Origin of the sequence: Xanthomonas sp. JAI131, from assembly GCF_013410075.1 — a bacterium.
Classification (GTDB): Bacteria; Pseudomonadota; Gammaproteobacteria; order Xanthomonadales; family Xanthomonadaceae; genus Xanthomonas_A; species Xanthomonas_A bonasiae.
Map to the genome: position 1 here is coordinate 206,619 of NZ_JACCCN010000001.1, position 24,194 is coordinate 230,812.

The window sequence follows — 24,194 nt, forward strand, 5'->3', positions numbered from 1 at the left end:
ACAAATTCAAACGATGGGCGATGATGCCCTGTAGACGGCAAGACGAAGTTCAAATTACGTTAATATTTCGTAATTATGAATGTGAGCGCAACCACAGTTCAGTGCAGGACGCGCTTGGCGCCGGTGTAGTGGTCGCGCCAATAGGTCCCGTCCAGATAGTCCAGGCGGACCGTTCCGCCGGTGCTGGGGGCGTGCACGAAGCGGCCCTCGCCGACATAGATGCCGACATGGCTGACCGTGCCGCCGCTGCCGAAAAACACCAGATCGCCGGTGCTCAGGCGTTGCGGATCGATCCGCGGACCCTGCACCGCGGCCAGTTCGCGCGAGGTGCGCGGCAGCCGCAGGTCGAGCATGTCGCGGTAGACGTAGGCGACCAGGCCGCTGCAGTCGAAGCCGGAATCCGGGGTATTGCCGCCATAGCGGTAGGGCGTGCCGACCAGGCCCAGCGCGCGCATCAGCACCGCGTTGGCCGCGGCCGGGTCGGCCGGCGCCACCTGCGGCCAGCTGCGCACCGCCACCGGCGGCGGGCGCGACGGGCGCACCTCGTGGCGGCCGCAGGCGGCCAGCACGGCCATGCACAGCAGGACCGCCCCACAGGGAAGAAGGCGCCGCGTGGACGTTGCAACTGGCTTGTTCTGCATGGAGCCGGGATAATGCGCAACCTTAGATGGCCGCCATCATGGCGGCGCTCCCGTCGGCCGACAAGCCGTCCACACCGTCTGCCATCGGCAGCCACAGCGCAGAGTTGCACATGAAGATCGAAAAAGACCGCGTCGTCCGTTTCCACTACACCGTCTCCGAAGCCGGCCAGGCGCCGATCGAGACGTCCAAGGACCGCGATCCGCTGGTGATCCTGATCGGCCACGGCAACATCATCCCGGGCCTGGAGAACGCGATGCTGGACCAGGAAGCCGGCGCCAGCTTCGGCGTCGACGTGGCCGCCAAGGACGCTTACGGCGACTACCGCGAGGGCCTGACCCAGCGCGTGCCGAAGAAGCATTTCGGCGCGACCAAGCTGCAGCCGGGCAGCCAGGTGGTCCTGCAGACCAACTTTGGCCCGCGCGCGGTGACCGTGCAGAAGGTCGGCATGAGCGTGGTCGATGTCGACCTCAACCATCCGATGGCGGGCAAGGACCTGCATTTCGACGTGGAGATCCTCGAGGTGCGCGAAGCCAAGCCGGAAGAGATCGAGCACGGCCACGTGCACGGCGAGGGCGGTCACCATCATTGAGTGAGCGCGGCGCGGGTCCCGTTGGCGGGATCCGTCTGCGCCGTGCGGGTGCGCGCTGCGCCGCCGCTGCCTGATCGGCGTGGCCGAACGGCGCGGCCGCGCTCGCCGCTCGGCCACTTCCGTACTTCATGTACTTCGCGATGCGCCTTGGCGCATGCGCGCCGCGGCGATGGATAATCGCCGGTCTTTCGTCCGGTGCCACGCCTTGGCTTCCTCCGCTCCCGTGCTGCAGCCCGTAGCGCCCGCCGAACGCATCGTCACCCTGGACGTGCTGCGCGGTTTCGCGCTGCTCGGCATCCTGCTGATGAACATCGAAGGCTTCGTCGGTCCGCTGGATACGGCGATGACCGGGCTGGATCCGCTGTTGCGCGGTGCCGATCGCGTCGCCGATGCGGCGGTCTACCTGCTGGTGCAGGGCAAGTTCTACACCTTGTTCTCGTTGTTGTTCGGCATGGGCTTTGCGGTGATGGCGCAGCGCGCCGAGGCGGCGCGGCGCGAGTTTGGCGGCTTCTTCGTGCGCCGCAGCGCGGTGCTGCTGCTGATCGGCGTGCTGCATGCGGTGCTGCTGTGGTCCGGCGACATCCTGGTCAGCTATGCGCTGCTGGCGTTCATGCTGCTGGCCTTTCGCGAGGCGCCGACGCGCTGGTTGCCGTGGATGGCGCTGGCGGTCTACCTGTGCTCGCCGCTGCTGTCGCTGCTGACCGGCGCGGTCGGCTCGGCGGCGCAGGCCGATCCGCACGGCGCCGTGCAGTGGCGGCAGGTAATGGCCGAGCAGGCGCAGCGCGCGGCGGCGGCGCTGGAACAGCAGCGCCAGGTGTTCGGCCACGGCAGCTACGCGCAGGCGACCGCGCAGCGCCTGCGCGACCTGATCGATGCGCTGGGTACGCTGGTGTTCAATGCGCCGACCATCTTCGGCATGTTCCTGCTCGGCGCATGGTGCGTGCGCAGCGGCCTGGCGCAGCAGCCGCAGCGGCGTCCGCGGCTGCTGGCGGCGCTGCGCTGGGGCGTGCTGCCGGCGGGCATGGCGCTGATGCTGCTGAGCTTCCGGCTGGAACCGTGGATGGATCCGGCGCGCCTGGACCTGCGCCTGGCCAGCGCGTTCGCCTTGGCCACCGTGGCCAGCGGGATGATGGCGCTGGGCTATGCGGCCTGGTTGCTGCGCTTCGCCCCGGCGCTGCGCTGGCTGGCACCGGCCGGGCGCATGGCGCTGAGCAACTACCTGCTGCAGTCGCTGCTGTGCACCACGCTGTTCTATGGCTATGGCCTGGGCTATTTCGAGCGCCTGCCGCGCGTCTGGCAGATCCCGTTCGCGTTCGCGCTGTTCGCGCTGCAGGTGGTGGCGTCGCAGCTGTGGCTGCGCCATTTCCGCTTCGGTCCGGCGGAATGGCTGTGGCGTTCGGCGAGCTATCTGCGTTGGCAACCGATGCGCCGTCATGGCACTGCCTGAAACGCGACTGCCCATGACGATGCGCCGATCCCGTATATGCCGCGGCATCCTCACGCGTGGCTCGCCACCGCGCGTGGCATGCTCGGAATCAGCATGAGCCACACGATAGGACAACCGATGGCCGACCAGAGAGGCGGGCAGTCGCCCGCGATCGACCCCGCACCGTACCGCGCGGAGCGTGTGCAGTGACCGATGCCGTCTACGACTACGACCTGCTGGTGCTCGGCGGCGGTTCCGGCGGCCTGGCCACCGCGTTCCGCGCCGCCGGCCTCGGCGCGCGCGTGGCGATTCTGGAGCCGGGCGCGCTCGGCGGCACCTGCGTTAACATCGGGTGCGTGCCGAAGAAGGCGATGTGGCTGGCCGCCGACCTGGTCGGGCGCATCGACCTGGCCCGCGCCATCGGTTTTTCCATCCCCAGTTCCACCTTGTCGTGGCCGGAACTGGTGGCGCATCGCCAGGGCTATATCGGCAACATCCACGGCAGCTACCGGCGGCGCCTGGATGCCGACGGCGTGGTGCTGATTCCGCAGCGCGGCCGGCTGCTGGATGCGCATACGGTGGAATGCGGCGACGGCGTGAAGATCAGCGCCGGCCACGTGGTGATCGCCACCGGCGCGCATGCGCTGCGGCCGCCGATCGAGGGCGCCGAGCTGGGCCTGGTGTCGGACGATTTCTTCAATCTGTGCGAGGCGCCGCCGCGCGTGGCCATCGTCGGCGGCGGCTATATCGCGGTGGAGCTGGCCGGCCTGCTGCAGGCGCTGGGCAGCCGCGTCGATCTGTTCGTGCAGGGCGAGCGCCTGCTGGAGCGTTTCGATGCGGAACTGGCGCGGCAGCTCGGCGAGAACCTGCGCCATCAGGGCGTGCGCCTGCATTTCGGCTATCGCGCCACGGCCCTGCGCCGCGGCGAGCAGGGCCTGCACTTGCACGACGGCGACGGGCAGCCGAGCGAGCCCGTGGACCAGGTGTTCTTCGCGATCGGGCGGCGTCCGAACAGCAAGGACATCGGCCTGGAAGCGCTGGGCGTGCGCATCGGCGACAAGTGCGAGATCGTGGTCGACGATTACCAGAACACCGACGTGCCGGGGCTGTACGCGATCGGCGACGTGGCCGGCAAGGTCGGCCTGACCCCGGTGGCGATCGCCGCCGGACGCAAGCTGATGGATCGCCTGTTCGGCGACCAGCCGCAGGCGCGGCTGGACTACGACAACGTGCCCAGTGTGGTGTTCTCGCATCCGCCGCTGGGCCAGGTCGGCCTGGGCGAGGAGCAGGCGCGGGCACGCTACGGCGACGCGGTGACGGTGTATCGCAGCAATTTCCGGCCGATGCTGCATGCGCTGGCCGACGCGCCGCAGCGCAGTCTGTTCAAGCTGGTCTGCGCCGGCGAGGACGAACGGGTGGTCGGTTTCCATCTGCTCGGCGATGGCGCCGACGAGATCCTGCAGGGTTTCGCGGTAGCGCTGAAGCTGGGCGTGACCAAGCGCCAGCTGGAAGACACGGTGGCGATCCATCCGACCTCGGCCGAGGAAGTGGTGCTGATGCGCTGAGGCGCGCGCCGTTGCGGTGCTGCTGCATGTGGCGATGGCGAAACGGGTTAGGGCGCGGGTAGGGCCACGATCGGGCTGTGCGGTCATCCGCCTTACTGCACTGCGTTGCCGGCGTTGCGCACGCTGGGTGCGCGTGTGCATGCGATGCGGTTCGCTCTGTCGCATCGGTAGCGCTGCTGTTGCGGGCAGCGGCCGTAGAATGGGCGGCATGCACGATGTTCGTTTCCGCTTCGGCGCCGGTCCGCGATGAGCGCCTCCGAGCGCTCGACCGCCGCTCCGCTGGCGACGGCGCATGCCGACCTGGGCGGCGTGCTGCTGGCCGCCGGCGGCGCGATCGCGTTTTCCGGCAAGGCGATCATCGTCAAGCTCGGCTATCGCTACGGGGTGGACGCGGTGACCCTGCTGGCGCTGCGCATGCTGGTGGCCTTGCCGTGTTTCGCGGCGATGGCGCTGTGGGCCGCGCGCCGGGCGCCGCCGCTGCAGCGCGGCGATCGCTGGCGCATCGGCGCGCTCGGCGTGCTCGGCTACTACCTGGCCAGCTACCTGGATTTCCTCGGCCTGGCCTACATCACCGCGACGCTCGAGCGGCTGATCCTGTATCTGACCCCGACCCTGGTGTTGCTGATCGGCGTGCTCGCGTTCCGCCGCCGGCCGCAACGCCGCCAGCTGTGGGCGCTGGCGCTGAGCTATCTCGGCGTGCTGCTCGCCTTCGGCCACGACCTGCAGGTCGGCGGCGCGCGCACCGCCTGGGGCAGCCTGCTGGTGTTCGGCAGCGCGCTGGCCTATGCGCTGTACCTGGTCGGCAGCGGGCAGATGGTGGCGCGGATCGGCGCGGTGCGGCTGACCGCCTACGCCAGCCTGGTCGCCTGCGTGCTGTGCATCGCCCAGTTCCTGCTGCTGCGACCGCTGCACGCCTTGCTGCTGCCCACGCCGGTGTACTGGCTGTCGCTGCTCAACGGCACGCTGTGCACGGCGGTGCCGGTGCTGGCGACGATGCTGGCGGTGCGGCGGATCGGCTCGGGCCTGGCGTCGCAGATCGGCATGCTCGGCCCGGTCTCGACCATCGTGCTCAGCGTGCTGTTGCTGGGCGAGGCGATGGGACCGTGGCAGATCGCCGGCACGCTGCTGGTGCTGGGCGGGGTGCTGACCGTGTCGCGGCCGGCACGGACGGTGCCGGCATGAGCGGGCAGGGTTCCACGTCGGCTGCCGACGCCTCGGCGGCGGCCCAGGCGCGGATCCTGGCGACGATCCGCGCGATCCCGCCCGGCCAGGTGCGCGGCTATGGCGAGGTGGCGATGCTGGCCGGCTTGCCCGGCCGCGCGCGCCTGGTCGCGCGGGTGCTCGGCGGCAACACCGATCCGGCGCTGCCCTGGCACCGGGTGCTGCGCAGCGACGGGCGCATCGCCTTCCCGGAAGGCTCGCGCGGCTTTCGCGAACAGTGCCAGCGGCTGCGCGCCGAAGGCGTGGCGGTGCAGGGCGGACGGGTGAAGCGTGCCCCAACGCCGGCGCGCGACCTCGACGCGGCGTTATGGGGGCCGCAATAGCGAGCGGCTATGATGGTCGGCAGTTGCCACGGACACGACCATGTTTCCCAGACTTCCGCCTGTTACCCAAGCCCTGCTGATCGGCAATGTGGTGGTGTTCCTGCTGCAGCTGCTACTGGGCGACGACACCTTCGCGCCGTTCATGCTGTGGCCGCTCAGCGACTTCGATGCGTTTTCGCCGGGACAGAATTTCCAGATCTGGCAGCTGCTGACCTATGGCTTCCTGCATGGCGGCTTCTCGCACCTGTTGTTCAACATGCTGGCGCTGTACATGTTCGGCGGGCCGCTGGAGCAGACCTGGGGCAACAAGCGTTTCCTGACCTATTACCTGGTGTGCGTGGCCGGCGCCGGCCTGTGCCAGCTGCTGGTGGGCTGGTGGATGGTGAGCAATGGCGGCGATCCGTATCCGACCCTGGGCGCGTCCGGCGGCGTCTTCGGCCTGCTGCTGGCGTTCGGCATGCTGTTCCCGAACCAGCGGGTGATGCTGCTGTTCCCGCCGATCCCGATGAAGGCGCGCACCTTCGTGATCGTGTTCGGCGCGCTGGAGCTGATCATGGGCTTCACCGGCTGGCAGCCGGGCGTGGCGCATTTCGCGCACCTGGGCGGCATGCTGTTCGGCTGGCTGCTGATCCGCTACTGGCGGGGCCAGCCGCCGTTCGGCAAGCGCAAGCCGCCGCGGCCGCGGATCGTGCGCTGAGGGGCGTCGGTCTGCAGCGACTAGCGCCACGGTTGGGCGTGCGCCGCGAACGCTCCTGAGCGGCGATCCGACATGGCCGCATGCAACGCGGCCACTGTCCACTTCGGCGGCGATGTTTTGCGACGCGCTCTTGGCGCATTTCGGGGGTGGGTGCATGCGCACCGCCGCAACCGACCGAGCGTGCGTTCGAGCGCATCGGGCACGTATCGTCGCAGCTGGAATGGCTTTGCGAGACGCCATCGGCTGATGGCGCGGCGCGCTGGCTTGGTCGCGCCGACGGCCGTTGCCAAACGCCGAGACGCTGGCGGGTTGTGCCGATCGCCATCGCCACAACGCACGACGGCGCGGTTGCCCGCGCCGTCGTGCATGCACTGCCTAGCGAATTGCGGTTACGGCCAGACGCGGATCTGCTCGGCGTCGCTGCGCACCATCGGCTGGCCGGCCTTGCAGGTGAAGGCGGCGGCGAAGGAGGGCAGGTTGGCCAGCGGGCCGTTGGCGCGCCAGCGACCGGGCGCGTGCACGTCGGCGGTGACGCGCTGCACCGCTTCGTTCGGCGACAGCTGCTGCGCCCACAGGCCGGCCCAGGCCTTGTAGAACGCCTGCTTGCCGGCGTCGCCGGCGGCCGGCTGGGCGGCGGCATACGCCTGCCAGGCCAGTTCGACGCTGCCGATGTCGGTCAGGTCCTGTTCCTGGGTCAGCTGGCCGTTGACCTTGGCGCCCTTCACGCCGGGGAAGTCGTAGGCGCCGTACTGCGCGGCGGCGCGCGCGCTCAGTGCGGTCCACGCGCTCTTGTCTTCCGGAGTCCACCAGCTGCGCAGTTCGCCCTTGGCGTCGACCTGGCTGCCCTTGCTGTCGATCGCGCCGATCAGTTCGTGCGCGACCAGCGCGCCGTAGCCGCCGTACAGCGCGGCGGCATCGCCACCGGCGACGAACACCGGCGGCTGCAGCACCGCGGCGGTGACGATCAGGCGGTTCTGGGCGAGGTCGTAGGTCAGCGCCGGCTGCTGCGGCAGCACGTCCCAGCGGCGGTCGGCGTTGCCCTTGCCGATGCGCTTCATTTCCTCGCGGTGGCGCCAGGTGGAGGCGATCAGCATGTTGCCGCCGAAGCTGCCGCGGCCCATCGGCTGCACGCTGTAGTCCAGGTCGCGGCGCGGCGCGCCGACTTCGATCTTCAGCGCGGCCAGCTTGGCCTGCGCTTCGGCGCGCGCCGAAGCGCTGAGCCAGGTGTTGCGCTTGATCGCGGCGATCTCGGTGTCGCGCACCTGGTCGGCGATGCTCTCGGCCTGGCGGCGGGTGTCGGCATTGAGATAGCGGCCGACGTATTCGCGGCCCAGCATCGGGCCGGCGGCGACGTTGATCGCGTCCAGCACCTGCGACCAGCGCTGCGGTGGCAGGGTCTGGCCTTCCAGCACGCGGCCGCGGAACTCGAAGCTGGCGTCGCGGAAGCTCTTGGACAGGTACGGCGCCATCGCGTCGCCGACGCGCCAGCGCAGGTAGGCCTTCCATTGATCGGGCTTGATGCTGACGATCATGCCGTCGAGCTGCTTGAACATGTCCGGATCGGCCATCGACACCAGGTCGTCGTTGACGCCCTGCGCCTTCAGGAACGCGTCCAGCTGCAGGTTGCGGTACTGCTTGTTCAACTCCTTGGTGGAGATCGGCGCGTAGTTGTTGAACGGGTTGTTGATGCCGGCCAGCGACTTGGCGCTGCGCGCCAGCGCGGTCTCGATCTGCAGCACCGACTGGGTGTCGGCCTCGAGCTTGGCCGCCGGGGTGCCGGTCAGGGTCAGGATCTGCTTGACGTAGGCGCGGTAGCGGCCCATCAGCGCCACGGTGTCGGCGTCGGTGCGGGTGTAGAAGGCCGGGTCGGGCAGGCCCATGCCGCCCTGCATGAAGTAGCCGATGTGGCGGTCCAGCGCCTTCAGGTCGACGTCGGCGCCGAAGTTGAACGCCACCGGGATGCCGATCTGGTGCAGCGCGGCGATCGAGGCCGGGACCTCCTTGGCCTTCTTGATCGCGTCGATGCGGCTGAGCAGCGGTGCGATCGGGTTGGAACCGTCCTTCTCCACCGCCGCTTCGTCCAGGCCGCTGGCCCAGAAATCGCCCAGCGCCTTCTGCACGTCGTTCTGCGGCGACTGCATCGACGCGTCGAGCAGGTCGCGCTGCTGTTGCTGCGCGCGCGCGGACAACTGGCCCAGGGCGGTGACCGCGCCGGTCTGCGGCAGCGGGTTGCTCTTCAGCCAGTCGGCGTTGGCGTAGTCGTAGAAATCGGTGCAGGCGGCGCTGACGACGGGCGCCTTGGCGGCGGCGCGCTTCTTCTTGGGCGCGGCATCGGCGGTGGACGCCAGGGCGATCAGGCCGAGGGCGACAGCGAGGGCAAGCGGACGGGCATTGAGCATCGGGAGCGAATCCGGTCAGGATTAAAGTCGGCGGAGTTTAACAAGCTGCGGCCCGCAGCTGTGTCCATGCTGCGGCGCGGCTTTGCCTAACCGGTTCAGATGGATGCGCGCGTGGGTGCGGGGCGGTCGTGCGGGTGTCGCCGGCGGGCTGTCGCACACGCATCCAGGCGTGCGGTGCCGGCCGCTTCCGCGCCAGCGCGGGCTTCCGCGGCGTGGCGCGCAGCGCGCAAAGAAAAGGCCCGGACATGCCGGGCCTTTTCGGGTTGCAGCGGATCGCCAGACTTACCAGATCACGACCTGCTTGTCGCCGGCGCGCACCATCGGCGATCCGGGCTTGCACTGGAACGCGGCGGCGAAGGCCGGCAGGTTCGACGGCGCGCCCATCGCGCGGAACTGCGCCGGGGCGTGCGGGTCGGTGGTCAGGCGCACCGCCGCGTTCTGCGGGGTGTACTTGGTGCGCCACACGGTGGCCCAGTTGAGGAAGAAGTTCTGGTCGCGGGTCATGCCGCCGACCTTCGGATCGTCCTTGCCCTCGGTGGCCTTCTTCATCGCGTCGTAGGCGGTGGACAGGCCGCCCAGGTCGGCGATGTTCTCGCCCAGGGTCAGCTTGCCGTTGACCGGCTTGCCGTCCACCTTGTACTCGTCGAACTGCTTGACCAGCTTGCCGGTGAGCCCGGCGAAGTTCTTGGCGTCGGCCGGCGTCCACCAGTTCTCGAAGTTGCCGGTCGGCCCGAAGCGCGCGCCCTGGTCGTCGTAGCCGTGGGTCATCTCGTGGCCGATCACCGCGCCGATGCCGCCATAGTTGAACGCGTCGTCGGCATTGGGATCGAAGAACGGCGGCTGCAGGATCGCGGCCGGGAACACGATCTCGTTCTGCAGCGGGTTGTAGTAGGCATTGACCGTCTGCGGGGTCATGCCCCATTCGGTCTTGTCCACCGGCTTGCCGATCTTGCTCAGGTTGTACTTGTAGTTGAACGCGGTGGCGGCGCGCACGTTGTCCAGGTAGCTGTCGCGCTGGGTGCTCAGGCCGCTGTAGTCGCGCCACTTGTCCGGGTAGCCGATCTTCGGGGTGAAGGTCTCCCACTTGGCGATCGCCTTGGCCTTGGTCTCCGGGCTCATCCAGGTGACGTTCTCGATGCGCGCCTTCAGCGCCTGGCGCAGGTTGTCCACCAGCTGCTGCATCTTGCTCTTGGCGTCGGGCGAGAACGCCACCTTGACGTACATCTGGCCCATCGCCTCGCCGGCGCCGTCCTCGATGCTGCCGAGCACGCGCTTCCAGCGCGGCTTCATCTCGGCCTGGCCGTTGAGCTCCTTGCCGTAGAACGCGAAGCTCTCCTGCGCGAACGCATCGCTCAGGTACGGCGAAGCGCTGTCGACGGTGTGGAAGCGCAGGTAGGCGCGCCACACCGACGGGTCGGTGTCGCCCAGCGCCTTGCTCACTTCCTGGTGGAACGCCGGGATCGCCAGCGAGAACTTCTCCGGCACCGCCACGCCCTGCGATTCGAAGAACTTGGTCCACGGGAAGTTCGGGGCCAGCTTGTCGGCCTCGGCCGGGGTCACCGGGTTGTAGGACAGCTCGGCGTCGCGCGACATCTGCTCGCTGGACTTGGAGACCTTGGCCAGGCGCGTTTCCAGCGCCACCACGTCCTTGGCCTGCTTGGCCGCATCGGCGGCCGGCACCCCGGACAGCTCCAGCACCTTGGCCACGTGCGCCTGGTAGGCGTTGAGCTTGTCCTTCTTGTCGGCATCGAAGTAATAGCCGCGGTCGGGCAGGCCCAGGCCGCCCTGCATCGCGTAGGCCATGTTCATCGAGGAGTTCTTGAAATCGGCCTCGGCGCCGAAGCCGAACAGGCCGTTCTCGCCCTTGGCCGCGCTCTGGCGCAGGTACTCGGCCACCGCCGGGCCGTCCTTGAGGCCGTCGATCGCGGCAAGGTCGGCCTTCAGCGGCTCGATGCCCTGCGCGTTGACCTTGGCTTCGTCCATGCCCGAGGACCAGAAATCGCCGACGATCTTGTCCACGCCCTGCGCGTTGGCCGCAGCGGCGGCCTGCTCGGCCAACTGGTGCTGCACGGCGACCGAGCGCTCGTCCAGGATCGAGAACGCGCCCCAGCTGCTGCGGTCCTTGGGGATTTCGTTGGCGGCCAGCCACTTGCCGTTGACGTAGCCGGCGAAGTCGCTGCAGGCCTCCTTGGTCGGGTCCAGGTCGTTGGCGCTGAACGCGTTGTAGGGCGGCAGCTTGCTGGTGTCGAGCTTCAGCTCGGCCGGCGCGGCGGCCGGCGCCGGCGCGGCGGCCTCGGTCTTGGCGGTGTCGGCGGCGGGCGCTGCCGCGTCGGGCTTGTTGCAGCCGCTCAGGGCGGCGCTCACGGCCAGGGTCAACAACAGCATCTGGGGATTGCGAAAGGTCACAAGGAAGCTCCAAGCCAGCGTGGATACGGAATGGCCCTAAGGGCCGTGGCGAGACTGTACGCCGCTGCCCGGGGTTTCAGGGGTGTCGAAGGTCATGGGCCGGGCGCCCGCGCTCAGCGGGCGTCGCTCAGCGGGCCTCGCTCAGCGGGCGTGAGGCCGGCGGGCCGGTATCATCCCCGGGATGAAGCGCGAACCGTCCTGCGATGCCCTGATCGTCGGCGCCGGCCACAACGGCCTGGTCTGCGCCGCCTACCTGGCGCGCGCCGGCTGGAAGGTCACCGTGCTGGAGCGGCGCGGCGTGGTCGGCGGCGCTGCGGTCACCGAGGAATTCCATCCGGGCTTCCGCAATTCGGTGGCGTCCTACACGGTGTCGCTGCTGCAGCCGAAGGTGATCGCCGATCTCGACCTGGCCGCACACGGCCTGCGTATCGTGCCGCGCCGCTGCAACAACTTCGTGCCGCTGCCCGACGACCGCTACCTGCTGGCCGGCGCCGGCATCACCCAGGCGCAGGTGGCGAAGTTCTCCGCTCGCGACGCCGAGCGCCTGCCGGCCTACGAAGCGCGGCTGGAGCGCATCGCCGACGTGCTGCGTGCGCTGGCGCTGCAGCCGCCGCCGAACGTCACCGATGGCGGCTGGGTGCAGGCGCTGCCGGAACTGCTGCGTGCCGGCCGCCTCGGCCGCCGCCTGCATGCGCTCGATCCCGGCCTGCGCCAGGAGCTGCTGGACCTGTTCACCATCTCCGCCGCCGAGTACCTGGAGCGCTGGTTCGAAAGCGATCCGGTCAAGGCCTTGTTCGGCTTCGACGGCATCGTCGGCAACTACGCCAGCCCGTACACGCCGGGCTCGGCCTACGTGCTGCTGCACCACGTGTTCGGCGAGAGCAACGGGGTCAAGGGCGCGTGGGGCCATGCGCTCGGCGGCATGGGCGCGATCACCCAGGCGATGGCCAAGGCGGCGATCGCGGCCGGCGCGCAGATCCGCACCGATGCCGGCGTGCGCGAGATCCTGGTCGAGGACGGGCGCGCGGTCGGCGTGGTCACCGAACACGGCGAGCGCCTGCATGCGCGCCGCGTCGTCGCCAACGTCAATCCCAAGCTGCTGTACGAGCGCCTGCTCGACCCGGCGCAGGTGCCGGCCGCCACCCGCGAACGCATGGCCAACTGGCGCTGCGGTTCGGGCACGTTCCGGATGAACGTGGCGCTGTCGCGCTTGCCACAGTTCCGTGCGTTGCCGGGGCAGGGCGACCACCTCACCGCCGGCATCATCCTGGCGCCGAGCCTGGACTACATGGATCGCGCCTACCGCGATGCGCGCGCGCATGGCTGGTCGCGCGAGCCCATCGTCGAACTGCTGATCCCCAGCACGCTGGACGATTCGCTCGCGCCGCCCGGCCAGCACGTGGCCAGCCTGTTCTGCCAGCACGTGGCGCCGCAGCTGGCGGACGGGCGCAGCTGGGACGCGCACCGCGACGAGGTGGCCGAGTTGATGATCGCCACCGTCGAGCGCTACGCGCCGGGCTTCGCCGACTCGGTGCTGGCCCTGCAGGCGCTGACCCCGCTGGACCTGGAGCGCACCTTCGGCCTGATCGGCGGCGACATCTTCCATGGCGCGCTGAGCCTCAATCAGTTGTTCAGCGCGCGCCCGATGCTCGGCCAGGCCAACTACCGCGGTGCGATTCCCGGCCTCTACCTGTGCGGTTCCGGTACCCATCCGGGCGGCGGCGTGACCGGCGCGCCCGGGCACAATGCGGCGATGGCGCTGCTGGGCGATGGGCGGCGCTGACTGAGCGCGGTGCCGTCTGCCGGCGCCGCGCTGCGGTGCCTTCGTTTCACGGACGGCTGCGCCGGTGCCGCTGCCGCCATCGCGCCGCTCGGTGCGCGGGTCCGATGCGACGTAGCGCAGGCATCCGCTTCAAGACCATCGTTCCGATCGCCGGGCATAATGGCTGGCCGCTCGCTCGAGCCGCAGTGTCCTCGCGCCGGCGCTGGCTTCCTCCGACATCAGGCCCCTCCATGACCGAACAGGTTCAGCTCTACAACCAGGCCGTCGCCGCGCTCAACCAGCGCGACTGGGGCCAGGCGCAGCGGCTCGCGCAGCAGCTTCTGCGCGCGTTGCCGCAACACCCCGGCGTGCATTTCGTGGCCGGCGTGGCGGCGTTGGAGTTGAAACAGATGCAACCCGCCGCGGCGCACCTGTATCAGGCGACGACGTTGAATCCGCAGCGTGCGGACTACGCGACGCAGCTGGCCAAGGTGCTGGCGATGGGACGCTTCATGCAGGAGGCGCAGCGCTTCGCCGACCAGGCGATGGCGTTGCGGCCGACCGACGCGCACACGCTGGACACGCTGGGCGTGGTCTATACCCAGGTCAACGAGCACGTCGCCGCGCTGCAGGCGTTCACCCAGGCGGTGCAACTCGCGCCGCAGCAGGCCAGCTTCCGCTACAACCTCGGCACCTCGCTGCTGTTCTCCGGGCGCCTGCAGGAAGCCGAGCAGGAATACCGGGCCTGCCTGGCGCTGGAGCCGCGCTACTGGAAGGTCTATCTGTCGCTGTCGCAACTGCGCAAGTGGAGCGCGGAGGAGAACAACCTGGCCATGCTGGAGCAGGCGCTGGCTTCGGCCGGCGACGCCCCGGAAGCGGTGCTGTATCTCAACCTGGCGCTGGCCAAGGAGCACGAGGATCTCGGCGACTACCATGCCGCGTTCCGTGGCTACGTGCAGGGCAAGGCGGTACAGAAGCGCGCGCGCGGCTACACGTCCGAGCACGATGCGGTGCTGTTCGAGGCGTTGCAGCGCGCCTTCCGCGCCGACGCTGCGCCCACGTCAGGCTTCGACAGCCAGGAGCCGATCTTCGTGGTCGGCATGCCGCGCAGCGGCACCACCCTGGTGGACCGGATCCTGTCCAGCCATCCGCAGGTGCACTCGGCCGGCGAGCTGCAGAATTTCTCGGTGGCGCTCAAGCGCCTGGTGCGCACGCCATCGCCGGCGATCCTGGACGTGGCCACGCTGACCCGGCTGCAGGGGCTGGACTGGCGCGAACTCGGCCGTGCCTACGTCGAGTCCACCCGTCCAGGCACCGCCGCCAAGCCGCGCTTCGTGGACAAGCTGCCGCACAATTTCCTGTACGTGGGACACATCGCGCGGGCGTTGCCGAACGCGCGCATCGTCTGCCTAAGGCGCGATCCGATGGACACCTGCCTGAGCAACTTCCGCCAGCTGTTCGCCTTGTCTTCGCCGTACTACGACTATTCCTTCGACCTGATGGATGTCGGTCGCTACTACCTGATGTTCGAACGGTTGATGGCGCACTGGCGCGCGCTGTTCCCGCAGCGGTTCATGGAGATCGACTACGAAGACCTGGTGCTGGAGCAGGAGCCGACCACGCGCCGCCTGCTGGAGTTCTGCGGATTGCCGTGGGACGACGCCTGCCTGCGCTTCGAGCAGAATCAGGCGCCGGTGGCCACCGCCAGCGTGGTGCAGGTGCGCACGTCGATGACCCGCGCCTACATGGGGCGTTGGCAGCGTTACGGCGAGGATCTCGCCGAGCTGAAACAGTTGCTCGAGACGCAATCGCTCGAAGCGGCGGGGCAAGGCAGCCGCTGAGGCGGCACGCCCCTTACGGTAACCACCGACCGAACGAAAAGGCCGCGCCATCGCGCGTGCGACCGAGGGTCATTGCGGGCGTCAAAGCGGACGCTTGCAGTCGCTGTCGCGCATGTCCCGCCGGCAGGCGCCACGCATAAAAAAAGCCCACCCTCGCGGGTGGGCTTCGGTGTCGCTTGAGGCTCGCTTACTTGCCGAACGCGTAACGCATTTCCAGGTAGTACGCGCGACCGTACACGTCGTAGTTGTACGAGTTGTACGGCGAGCTCGCGCTGCCCGGGTAGGATGCGTCGAAGGGCGGCATCTTGTTGAACACGTTGTTCACCATCAGCGACAGCTCCATGCCCTCGAACGCCGTGTAGGTGATGCTGGCGTTGTGGGTGATGTGCGACGGCAGCTTGCCGGCGCGCGGCGCGTCGTAGCCGGCGGTGCTGAGATTTGCCGCGTAGTTCGGGGTCTTGTCGAACCAGCTGGCGTACCAGGTGGTCGCGAAGTCGCCGATCTCCCAGGTCAGCGAGGCGTCGGCCTTGCGCTTCGGGTCCGTGCTCCAGTACGGGTTGTTGAGCAGGTCGACCGGTTCGTCACCCGCGTACTGCGTGTACTCGTGGCTGATCTTCTGCGTATAGCTGACCACGGTGCTGAGGTCGCCCCAACGTCCGAAGTCGTAGCCGTAGCGGAACGAGGCGACGGCCATTTCCAGCTTCTGGTTGGAGACGTTGATCTTCGGCGTGTAGATTGCCGTGATCTGGCCGGCCGCGTTGCGGGTGACCTGCGCCATCGCGCTGGTGCACAGCGCCGAGCTGATGTCGTCGATGCCGGCGCGGCAACGGTAGTCCTGCAGGCTTAGCGCATCGGCGCTCTGCTGGGTGACTTCATCGCTGATGTCCCAGTTGAGGTAGTCGAAGGTCAGCGCCATGCGGTCGACCGGCGACCACACGAAGCCGGCGCTCCACACGTCGGCATTGATCGGCTTCAGGCCGAGATTGCCGGACTGCGTGCCCCGGAACTGGCGGCTGGAATAGGCGGCCGGGCAGCTGTCGGTGTTGCCCGGCAGGTAGCCGCGCTGTGCGCACTGGTAGTAGTCGATCACGCTGTTGTAGTAGCCGCTCTCGCCCTGGTACTGGTCGGACAGGGTCGGCGCGCGGAACGCGGTGCCGTACTTGCCGCGCAGCAGCAGCGACTGGAACGGACGGTATTCCAGCGCGATGCTGTAGGTCGGCTTGTCGACGGTGGTGCCGCTGGCCTTGAACGCGTCGTAGCGGCCGGCCAGGGTGATGGTCAGCGGATCGAACACCGGCATGCGCAGTTCCGAGGTCAGTGCGTAGCGGTCGCGGTCGCCGCCACCGGCCACCGAGGTCAGGCCCCACACTTCGCCGTTGAGGATTTCCGGTGCCGGATCGTAGTCCCACTTCTGCTTGCCGTATTCGCCGACCACGGCCAGGCCCGCGTCGCCGCCGGGCAGGGCGAACAGCTTGGCGTTGGTCAGCTGCAGGCGCAGCATGCTGTCGGAGGTCTTGCTCTTGTTGGTCGCGTGGCCGGTGAAGCTGGCGAATTCTTCCGGCGTGATCGGCGAGTAGAACGCCGCGTAGTTGGGCGTATAGACCGGATAGGCGTTGTAGTACGGATCCAGGCCCTGCTGCGGTCCCAGCACCTTGTTGATGAAGAACTGGTCGATCGGGTCCTTGAAGCGGACGAAGTTGCGCTCTTCCAGCTTGTACTGGGTGTAGGTGACGCCGGCGTCGTAGTCCCAGCTCGACTGGCCGAGCGTGCCCTGCGCGCCGAAGGTGACGCGGACCGACTCGCTGGTGTCGCGGCTCATCGTGTCGTTGAAGCCGTTCGGACCGACTTCCTCAGGCGCGAACGAGCGCTGCAGGTTGACCAGGTCGTCCAGGTTCGGGTCGTAGTAGTAGCCGAAGTCGGCGCTGGTACCCCACCACAGATAGTTGCCGCCGGAGTTGTACTTGACCTGGTCCTTGCTGTAGAGGACGTCGCCGTACAGCTGCACGTTGTCGTTGAGGTCGAAGGTGCCGTGCACGTACGCCTGCAGCGACTTCTGGCCGTTGTCCAGGGTGCGGTAGCCCGGGGTGTACTTGGAGCCGCAGTAGTATTCGTCGCCGAAGCCCGGACGCTGCTGCAGGGACATGGTGCCGCCGAACAGGCCGGAAACATTGCCGCAGTTGGCCGGGTCGAGGAACTTGTAGCTGGTGAACGGGCTGTACACCAGGAAGTCGCGGCTGATCAGCGGCGCGGTGTAGCCCTGCGTGTTGTACTGCTTGGTCAGGCTGCGGTCGTAGGCCCAGATCGGGTCCTTCTCTTCGTACTGCACGCCGCCGAGCACGGAGGTGCGGCCGTCGGCGGAGGTCCAGCCGTCGGCGAAGGTGGCGCGGAAGTTGCTGCCGCCGCCTTCGGAGTAGCCGCCGCCGCGGATGCTGAACACCGCGCCGTCCATCTTCTTCTTGAGGATGACGTTGATCACGCCGGCGATCGCGTCCGAGCCGTACAGCGACGACTGGCCGCCCGGCAGGATCTCGATGCGGTCGACCAGGTCGATCGGAATGCCGCTGATGTTGTTGAAGGTGTCGCTGCCGTTGTACAGCGCCGGGTAGTTCGACATCGGCCGGCCGTCGATCAGGTACTTCACGTAGCCCGGCGACAGGCCGAACAGGCTGACCGTCTTCGCGCCCTGGGTGAAGGAGCCGGAGGTCTGGCCGCCCTGGACCGCGCCGGTCGCGAACGAGCTCTTCTGCAGCACATCGGCCACCGAATTGAAGCCACGGGCCTTGATGTCTTCGGCGGTGATGGTGGTGACCGGCGTGGCGGTCTCGATCTCGCTCTGCGGGATCAGCGAGCCGGTAACGGTAACCCGCTCCAGGTCGGTGGCCTTGGTGTCGGTGCTGTCCTGCGCGAAGGCGCTGAACGCGGCCGGCACGACCATGGCGGTCACCAGCGCCGCGCTCAGGCGGCTGTGCTTGAAACTACGTGTCTGACGAGCAGTCATTTCTCTCTATCCCCGGAAATCAATAAAGAAAAGGCGGGTGGCGTCGTGCCACGGCATATGCCTTGAATTGGGGTCGCATCCATGCGAGCGACCCAAACGTAACACGAACTTAACGCGGTTTGTACAGGTCCGTCACGTTTTGGTGCTAGCAGTTGCATCTGCAGCGATCGGGCGGCAAACGCCCGGCAAATGTGGCTGTGGGTGTCGGGTACGGCATCGCTCGCGCTGCTTTGCACCAATTCGGGGCCTGGGCGAGACAGGTAGATGAATGGGGTTGGGGGCGTTTTCGGCGCGTTTCAGAAAGCCTGAAAAGTCGGGTCTGTGCGCGGAAGGGGCATCGCTGCGAACCCGATCGTCTGCACGCGCGGCATGCACCAATGCGGTGAGGCGTTTCGCCATAATGGGGAATGGATGGCGATGGCGAGTCGCGCCGCTGCCACGGATGCGTTCTTGATCGCTGCCACGAGCGGGCACAGCGAATGAGGCGGCGGCGGTTGCATTGCTCCGTGCGCGCGGCGATCGCGGGTTCGAACGCGCAAATGCGCGCGGCGCGCGACCGGCCGCGGCGATCGCGCGCCGCGTCCGGCCCGATACGCAAGACGCCCGCCCTGTGTCACCCTTCCTTCCTTCCTTTCTTTTCGCCAGCTGCAGCGCACTGCGCGCAGGCCGGCATCACCTCCGCGAGTTTTCCCATGACCGACCGTCCCCGCATTCCCGCCCACGCCGTCCAGCCCAACCTCGCGCCGCTGCCGCGGGTCCGCAACGTCATCGCCATCGGTTCCGGCAAGGGCGGGGTGGGCAAGTCCACCACTGCGGTGAACCTGGCGCTGGCGCTGCAGCGCCAGGGCGCGCGGGTCGGGGTGCTGGATGCCGATGTCTATGGCCCCAGCGTGCCGGCCATGCTCGGCCTGAGCGGCCGCCCGGACAGCCCCGACAACAAGTCGATCGAGCCGATGCGCGCGTTCGGCATCGAGGCGATGTCGATCGGCCTGCTGGTGGACCAGGACACGCCGATGATCTGGCGCGGGCCGATGGCCACCTCGGCGCTGACCCAGTTGTTCACCGATACGCTGTGGGACGACCTGGACTACCTGCTGATCGACCTGCCGCCGGGCACCGGCGACATCCAGTTGACCCTGGCGCAGAAGATCCCGGTCGCCGGCGCGGTGATCGTGACCACCCCGCAGGACATCGCCACGCTGGATGCGAAGAAGGCGCTGAAGATGTTCGAGAAGGTCGAGGTGCCGGTGCTGGGCATCGTCGAGAACATGGCGGTGCATACCTGCACGCAGTGCGGCCATGTCGAGCATCTGTTCGGCGAAGGCGGCGGCCAGCGCATGGCGCAGCAGTACGGCGTGCCGCTGCTGGGTTCGCTGCCGCTGGCGATCGCGATCCGCGAGCAGGGCGACGTCGGCACCCCGATCGTCGCCGCGGCCCCGGACTCGGCCGCGGCGCTGGCCTATCTGGCGACCGCGCAGCGCCTGACCGAGGAACTGCGCAAGCGGCCGCGCGCCTCGATCCCGATCGCCGCCTCGCTGCTCTGAGCGCCGCCGCGGCCGCCGCGAACGCGCCGCGACCGGCTAGAATCGCCGGTCACTGCGGCCCGCTCCGGCGTCGGCCGCGCTCCCGGCGGGCAGGTTCCGGCCTGCCGCCACAGGCATCAGGAAGACGTATGAGCATCAAGAGCGACCGCTGGATCCGCCGCATGTCCGAGCAGCACGGCATGATCGCGCCCTACGAGCCGGGCCAGGTGAAGCAGCTCAACGGCGAGCGCATCGTCAGCTACGGCACCTCCAGCTACGGCTACGACGTGCGTTGCTCGCGCGAGTTCAAGGTGTTCACCAACATCAACTCGACCATCGTCGATCCCAAGCGCTTCGATCCGAAGAGCTTCGTGGACATCGAGGCCGACGAATGCATCATCCCGCCCAACAGCTTCGCCCTGGCGCGCACGGTGGAATTCTTCCGCATCCCGCGCGACACGCTGGTGGTGTGCCTGGGCAAGAGCACTTACGCGCGCTGCGGCATCATCGTCAATGTCACGCCGCTGGAGCCGGAGTGGGAAGGGCACGTCACCCTGGAATTCAGCAACACCACGCCGCTGCCGGCGCGCATCTACGCCAACGAAGGCGTGGCGCAGATGCTGTTCTTCCAGTCCGACGCCGACGACGTCTGCGAGACCAGCTACAAGGACCGCGGCGGCAAGTACCAGGGCCAGACCGGCGTGACCCTGCCCAAGACCTGAGTTTTCCCAACAGCACAAGGAGCGCGCAATGAACGATCCCAATCCCTACCAGGCGCCCGAGGCGCCGCTGCCGTCGGCGCCGCTGGCGCTGGACGGCACCGAGGTGCTGGCCGGCCGCGGCGAGCGCTTCGGCGCGGCGCTGATCGACGGCGTGATTTCGCTGGCGACCTTTTTGCCGCTGGCCGCGCTCACCGGCTATTTCGGCAGGGTGATGGACGCGGCGCGCGGTGGCGAGCCGATGCCGTGGCTGACCATGGCCGGATACGCGGTGCTGTCGTTCGTGGTGTTCCTGGTGGTGCAGGGCTATCCGCTGGCCAAGACCGGGCAGACCTGGGGCAAGAAGCTGCTGTGGATCCGTATCGCCGATCTGGAAGGCGGGCAACCGCCGCTGTGGCGGCTGATCGCGCTGCGCTACCTGCCGACCCAACTGCTGGCGTTGGTGCCGATCGTAGGCAACTTCTATGCGCTGGTGGATGCGCTGTTCATCTTCCGCAAGGACAAGCGCTGCCTGCACGACCTGATCGCCGGCACCCAGGTGGTCAACGTCCGCCGTTGAGGCGCCGTGCCGGCCGCCGCGCATCGGCGGCCGGCAGCCAGGAGGGTGGAGATCGCCGGATCGAATCCCCAATCCCGAATCCCCAATCCCGGCATCTACTACTTGCCGCGCCCGAACAGCATGCCCACGCCGACCGCGACCAGGATCGCCGGCCACCAGGTGGCGATCAGCCGGCCCAGGCTGAGATTGGTCCAGCCCAGGTTGTTGGCCAGGAACACCAGGCCGATCACGATCAGCACGATGGCGGCGATCACATTGGATTTCATGGAGGCGCGGCTTCCGCTAAAAGGGCGCCTATCGTAGCCGTTGCCGCCACGTCGCAACACGGGTCTGCAGGACATCGGCGTCCAGCCGCTGCGCCGTGCCGCTGCCCCATACCGGCCCGGGCCAGGCCGCGTCGCCTTCGTGGCGCCCGACCAGGTGCACGTGCAATTGGCGCACGATATTGCCCAGAGCGCCGATGTTGAGTTTGTGCACGCCCGGCTCGCCGCGCAGCAGCTGCGAGAGCTGGTTGATCTCGGCCAGCAGCAGGCGCTGCTGGGCGCCGTCCAGGTCGATCCATTCGCTGGCGCCGGCCACGCGCGGCACCAGCAACAGCCATGGGAAGCGCGCGTCGTCCATCAGCCGCACCTGCGACAGCGGGCCGTCGGCGACGAACGCGCTGTCGGCCTGCAGCCGCGGGTCGAGTGCGAAATCGGCCATCGGCCCGGCTCAGCGCAGGTGTTCGGCGAGGAACGCGAGGCTGCGTTGGCGCGCGCTTTCGGAACTGTCGGCCTCGTAGTGGTTCGGGTCGACATGGCGGTCGAAGCCGTGCCCGGCCGGATACACGTAGGTCTGCATCTGCGGCAATTTCTCGCGATGCTGCTGCACCGAGTCCGGCGGAATGCTGCTGTCCTGCGCGCCGAAGTGGAACAGCACCGGCGCCTTCGGCGTCTCGTCGAGGAACTGGGTGTTGCGCCCGCCGTAGTAGCTCACCGAAGGCAGGCCCAGCCGCAGCGCGGCCAGCAGCGCGACGCTGCCGCCCCAGCAGTAGCCGACAGTGCCCACCTTGCCGGCCGGCGTCAGCGCCTGCGCCGCGGCCTGCACGATGTCCAGCGCCTTGTCGAAGCCGAGCGCGCCGACCAGTTCCAGGCCCTTTTGCACGCCGTCCTGGTCGTAGTTCAGCTGCATGTCCTTCTCCACCGGATCGAACAGGCCCGGCGCCAGCACTTCGTAGCCTTGCGCGGCGTAATAGTCGGCGACCTCGCGGATGTAGGCGGTGACGCCGAAGATCTCCTGGATCAGCACCAGGCCGCCGCGCGGAGCGCCTTCCGGCACGGCGTGCCAGGCGGAGACCTGGCCGTGCGGGGTATCGAGGGTAGTCCAGTGGCCCATGGTGCGTTCCTGTGGCGGGGAGAGAGACGAGGATTATCCATGCCGGCGGCTAGGCGGCTGTCAACGCGATTGGGATGGGGTGTGCCATGCGCGGCGGCTTGCGTGCCCGTCGCGCAATCCGGCCGCGTGGCGGCTCCTGCCCGGTATAATCCGCGCGGTTTTTTCTCCCAGGCCCCTTGGACCCAGGCCCTCCATGTCCCTCGCGAACCCCAAAGTCGGCTTCGTCAGCCTCGGCTGCCCGAAGGCGCTGGTCGACTCCGAACGCATCCTCACCCAACTGCGCGTGGAGGGTTACGCGATCGTGCCCAGCTACGATGCGGCCGACGTGGTGGTGGTCAATACCTGCGGCTTCATCGACTCGGCCGTGGCCGAATCGATGGAGGCGATCGGCGAGGCCATGGCCGAGAACGGCAAGGTCATCGTCACCGGTTGCCTGGGCAAGCGCTCGGAGCAGATCCGCGCGGCCTACCCGGACGTGCTGGCGGTGTCCGGTCCGCAGGACTACCAAAGCGTGATGGAAGCGGTGCATGCGGCGTTGCCGCCGCGCCACGACCCGTTCGTGGACCTGCTGCCGCGCGGGCGCCACGGCGTGCACGACGAGGACGGCGTCGGGGTCAAGCTGACCCCGCGCCACTACGCGTACCTGAAGATCTCCGAGGGCTGCAATCACCGCTGCAGTTTCTGCATCATTCCCTCGATGCGCGGCGACCTGGATTCGCGCCCGGTCGACGAGGTGCTGCGTGAGGCCGAGCGGCTGGTCAAGGGCGGGGTGCGCGAGCTGCTGGTGGTGTCGCAGGACACCTCGGCCTACGGCGTGGACCTGAAATACGCCGAGCGCGAATGGCGCGGCCGCCGCTACCAGACGCGGATGAAGGCGCTATGCGAGGGGTTGTCGGAACTGGGCGTGTGGACGCGGCTGCACTACGTGTATCCGTACCCGCACGTGGACGAGGTGATCCCGCTGATGGCCGAGGGCAAGCTGCTGCCGTACCTGGACATCCCGTTCCAGCATGCCAGCCCGCGCATCCTGCGGCTGATGAAGCGGCCGGGCGCGGTCGAGCGGACCCTGGAGCGGGTGCAGCGCTGGCGCGCGCTGTGTCCGGACATCACCTTGCGCTCGACCTTCATCGTCGGCTTCCCAGGCGAGACCGAGGCCGAGTTCGAGCAATTGCTGGAGTTTCTCGACGCCGCCCAGCTCGACCGCGTCGGCGCGTTCGCCTATTCGCCGGTCGAGGGCGCCAGCGCCAACGCGCTGCCCGATCCGGTGCCAGAGCCGGTCAAGCAGGAGCGGCTGGCGCGCTTCATGGCCAGGCAGGCCGACATCTCCGCGGCGCGCCTGGAGGCCAAGATCGGCAGCGTGCAGCAATGCCTGGTCGATCTGCTCGAAGACGGCATCGCGGTGGCGCGTTCGAAGGCCGATGCGCCGGAAATCGATGGCCTGGTGCACATCCAGAACGGGGCCGAGCGCGGCCTGCAGCCGGGCGATCTGGTCGACGTGGAGATCACCGACAGCGACGAGCACGACCTGTTCGGCGAGGCGTTGCCGGCGGGCGCGGCGCAGCCGCGCGCGTTGGACCTGCGGGTGCTGTGAGCGAGGCGGCCGGCCGTGCCGGCGCGCCCCGGTGTGGACGGCGCGGCGCTCAGCGCGCGGCGTAGTCCACCGACACCACCACGAAGCTGTGGCGGCCGCCGGGCAGCTGCGCCTCGATCTCGTCGTCGATGCGCTTCTTCAGCAGCGCCCGCGCCAGCGGCGAGTCGATGCTGATCCAGCCGCGGCCGGCATCGGTCTCGTCCGGGCCGACGATGCGGTAGCGCAGCAGCTCGCCGCTGTCGGCGTCCTCCAGTTCGACCACGGCGCCGAAGAACACCGCCTGCGGATCGGACGGCGCGGTATCCACCACGCGCAGCGCTTCCAGGCGCTTGCTCAGGTAGCGCACGCGGCGGTCGATCTCGCCCAGCTGCTTCTTGCGGTAGGTGTACTCGGCGTTCTCCGAGCGGTCGCCCTCGGCCGCGGCCGCGGCCAGCGCCTTGACCACCTCCGGGCGGCGCACGCGCCACAGTTCTTCCAGCTCGGCCTTGAGCCGGGCGTGGCCTTCGGCGGTGATCAGGGCGGTGCTCTTTTCGGCAGGGGGGCGCCAGCGGCTCATCGG

The 24,194-nt window shown here is 68.6% G+C and carries 20 protein-coding genes and 1 pseudogene; 13 read left to right on the forward strand and 8 right to left on the reverse strand.

What is annotated here, in order from left to right; translation table 11 throughout:
- Nucleotides 1-98: 98 nt before the first annotated feature.
- Complete coding sequence (locus HDC36_RS00915; RefSeq protein WP_179563804.1) at nucleotides 99-641, reverse strand: C40 family peptidase; 543 nt, start codon at nucleotides 639-641, stop codon at nucleotides 99-101.
- A gap of 110 nt (nucleotides 642-751) precedes the next feature.
- Here HDC36_RS00915 and HDC36_RS00920 point away from each other — a divergent pair, with 110 nt between their 5' ends.
- The 7 genes and pseudogenes from HDC36_RS00920 to HDC36_RS00945 all read left to right on the forward strand — a co-directional run bounded on the left by HDC36_RS00920 (nucleotide 752) and on the right by HDC36_RS00945 (nucleotide 6,463).
- Nucleotides 752-1,231 carry a peptidylprolyl isomerase gene (locus HDC36_RS00920; protein WP_179563805.1) on the forward strand — a complete coding sequence of 160 codons (480 nt, stop codon included), beginning with the start codon at nucleotides 752-754 and terminating at the stop codon, nucleotides 1,229-1,231.
- A 169-nt stretch (nucleotides 1,232-1,400) separates the two neighbouring features.
- Nucleotides 1,401-2,678 (forward strand): DUF418 domain-containing protein, encoded by a 1,278-nt coding sequence (locus HDC36_RS00925; RefSeq protein ID WP_179563806.1) that lies wholly within the window; start codon nucleotides 1,401-1,403, stop codon nucleotides 2,676-2,678.
- A gap of 15 nt (nucleotides 2,679-2,693) precedes the next feature.
- Nucleotides 2,694-2,867 (forward strand): annotated as a pseudogene (locus tag HDC36_RS23385) (amino acid dehydrogenase); the annotation flags it as partial.
- Entirely contained in the window at nucleotides 2,864-4,222 is a 1,359-nt protein-coding gene (gene gorA / locus HDC36_RS00930) for a glutathione-disulfide reductase (RefSeq protein ID WP_179563807.1), read from the forward strand. The pseudogene HDC36_RS23385 and the gene gorA, both read left to right, overlap by 4 nt.
- Nucleotides 4,223-4,468: 246 nt before the next feature.
- Complete coding sequence (locus HDC36_RS00935) at nucleotides 4,469-5,404, forward strand: DMT family transporter (RefSeq protein ID WP_179563808.1); 936 nt, start codon at nucleotides 4,469-4,471, stop codon at nucleotides 5,402-5,404.
- Nucleotides 5,401-5,766: an MGMT family protein gene (locus tag HDC36_RS00940; protein ID WP_179563809.1), complete on the forward strand. Its 366-nt coding sequence runs from the start codon at nucleotides 5,401-5,403 to the stop codon at nucleotides 5,764-5,766. Before HDC36_RS00935 ends, HDC36_RS00940 begins: the two co-directional genes overlap by 4 nt.
- 40 nt (nucleotides 5,767-5,806) lie before the next feature.
- Nucleotides 5,807-6,463: a rhomboid family intramembrane serine protease gene (locus HDC36_RS00945; RefSeq protein WP_179563810.1), complete on the forward strand. Its 657-nt coding sequence runs from the start codon at nucleotides 5,807-5,809 to the stop codon at nucleotides 6,461-6,463.
- Nucleotides 6,464-6,852: 389 nt separating this feature from the next.
- Here HDC36_RS00945 and HDC36_RS00950 read toward each other — a convergent pair whose 3' ends face one another.
- Together HDC36_RS00950 and HDC36_RS00955 are read right to left on the reverse strand one after the other, a co-directional pair.
- Nucleotides 6,853-8,862, reverse strand: coding sequence for a M13 family metallopeptidase (locus tag HDC36_RS00950; RefSeq protein ID WP_179563811.1), 2,010 nt, complete (start codon nucleotides 8,860-8,862; stop codon nucleotides 6,853-6,855).
- A 282-nt stretch (nucleotides 8,863-9,144) separates the two neighbouring features.
- Nucleotides 9,145-11,247 carry a M13-type metalloendopeptidase gene (locus HDC36_RS00955; protein ID WP_179565518.1) on the reverse strand — a complete coding sequence of 701 codons (2,103 nt, stop codon included), beginning with the start codon at nucleotides 11,245-11,247 and terminating at the stop codon, nucleotides 9,145-9,147.
- A gap of 202 nt (nucleotides 11,248-11,449) precedes the next feature.
- On the opposite strand from HDC36_RS00955, the gene HDC36_RS00960 reads away from it, so the two are divergent.
- Together HDC36_RS00960 and HDC36_RS00965 are read left to right on the forward strand one after the other, a co-directional pair.
- On the forward strand, nucleotides 11,450-13,051 hold the full coding sequence (locus HDC36_RS00960; RefSeq protein WP_179563812.1) for an NAD(P)/FAD-dependent oxidoreductase: 1,602 nt from the start codon (nucleotides 11,450-11,452) through the stop codon (nucleotides 13,049-13,051).
- A 230-nt stretch (nucleotides 13,052-13,281) separates the two neighbouring features.
- Nucleotides 13,282-14,871 carry a sulfotransferase gene (locus HDC36_RS00965; RefSeq protein WP_179563813.1) on the forward strand — a complete coding sequence of 530 codons (1,590 nt, stop codon included), beginning with the start codon at nucleotides 13,282-13,284 and terminating at the stop codon, nucleotides 14,869-14,871.
- A 187-nt stretch (nucleotides 14,872-15,058) separates the two neighbouring features.
- Here HDC36_RS00965 and HDC36_RS00970 read toward each other — a convergent pair whose 3' ends face one another.
- The gene (locus tag HDC36_RS00970) at nucleotides 15,059-17,806 is read right to left on the reverse strand and encodes a TonB-dependent receptor (protein ID WP_179565520.1); all 2,748 of its coding nucleotides are present in this window, start codon (nucleotides 17,804-17,806) and stop codon (nucleotides 15,059-15,061) included.
- 755 nt (nucleotides 17,807-18,561) lie between these two features.
- Here HDC36_RS00970 and apbC point away from each other — a divergent pair.
- From apbC to HDC36_RS00985, 3 genes are all read left to right on the forward strand, one after another.
- Nucleotides 18,562-19,413 (forward strand): iron-sulfur cluster carrier protein ApbC, encoded by an 852-nt coding sequence (gene apbC / locus HDC36_RS00975; protein ID WP_179563814.1) that lies wholly within the window; start codon nucleotides 18,562-18,564, stop codon nucleotides 19,411-19,413.
- A 128-nt stretch (nucleotides 19,414-19,541) separates the two neighbouring features.
- A complete protein-coding gene (gene dcd, locus HDC36_RS00980; RefSeq protein WP_179563815.1) occupies nucleotides 19,542-20,114 on the forward strand; it encodes a dCTP deaminase in 573 nt (190 codons plus the stop codon).
- Nucleotides 20,115-20,142: 28 nt separating this feature from the next.
- Complete coding sequence (locus tag HDC36_RS00985; protein ID WP_179563816.1) at nucleotides 20,143-20,670, forward strand: RDD family protein; 528 nt, start codon at nucleotides 20,143-20,145, stop codon at nucleotides 20,668-20,670.
- Nucleotides 20,671-20,768: 98 nt separating this feature from the next.
- Here the strand turns inward: HDC36_RS00985 and HDC36_RS00990 are convergent, their stop codons facing one another.
- From HDC36_RS00990 to HDC36_RS01000, 3 genes are read right to left on the reverse strand one after another with little or no spacing between them, the layout of a single operon-like run.
- Nucleotides 20,769-20,936 (reverse strand): DUF5668 domain-containing protein, encoded by a 168-nt coding sequence (locus HDC36_RS00990; protein WP_003467495.1) that lies wholly within the window; start codon nucleotides 20,934-20,936, stop codon nucleotides 20,769-20,771.
- A 28-nt stretch (nucleotides 20,937-20,964) separates the two neighbouring features.
- Nucleotides 20,965-21,372, reverse strand: coding sequence for an HIT family protein (locus tag HDC36_RS00995; RefSeq protein ID WP_179563817.1), 408 nt, complete (start codon nucleotides 21,370-21,372; stop codon nucleotides 20,965-20,967).
- 9 nt (nucleotides 21,373-21,381) lie between these two features.
- A complete protein-coding gene (locus tag HDC36_RS01000; protein WP_179563818.1) occupies nucleotides 21,382-22,044 on the reverse strand; it encodes a dienelactone hydrolase family protein in 663 nt (220 codons plus the stop codon).
- Between the two features lie 193 nt (nucleotides 22,045-22,237).
- Between HDC36_RS01000 and rimO the strand changes: the two genes are divergently transcribed.
- A complete protein-coding gene (rimO, locus tag HDC36_RS01005) occupies nucleotides 22,238-23,635 on the forward strand; it encodes a 30S ribosomal protein S12 methylthiotransferase RimO (protein ID WP_179563819.1) in 1,398 nt (465 codons plus the stop codon).
- A gap of 49 nt (nucleotides 23,636-23,684) precedes the next feature.
- Here the strand turns inward: rimO and greB are convergent, their stop codons facing one another.
- A complete protein-coding gene (gene greB / locus HDC36_RS01010; protein WP_145700821.1) occupies nucleotides 23,685-24,191 on the reverse strand; it encodes a transcription elongation factor GreB in 507 nt (168 codons plus the stop codon).
- Between the last annotated feature and the right edge of the window lie 3 nt (nucleotides 24,192-24,194).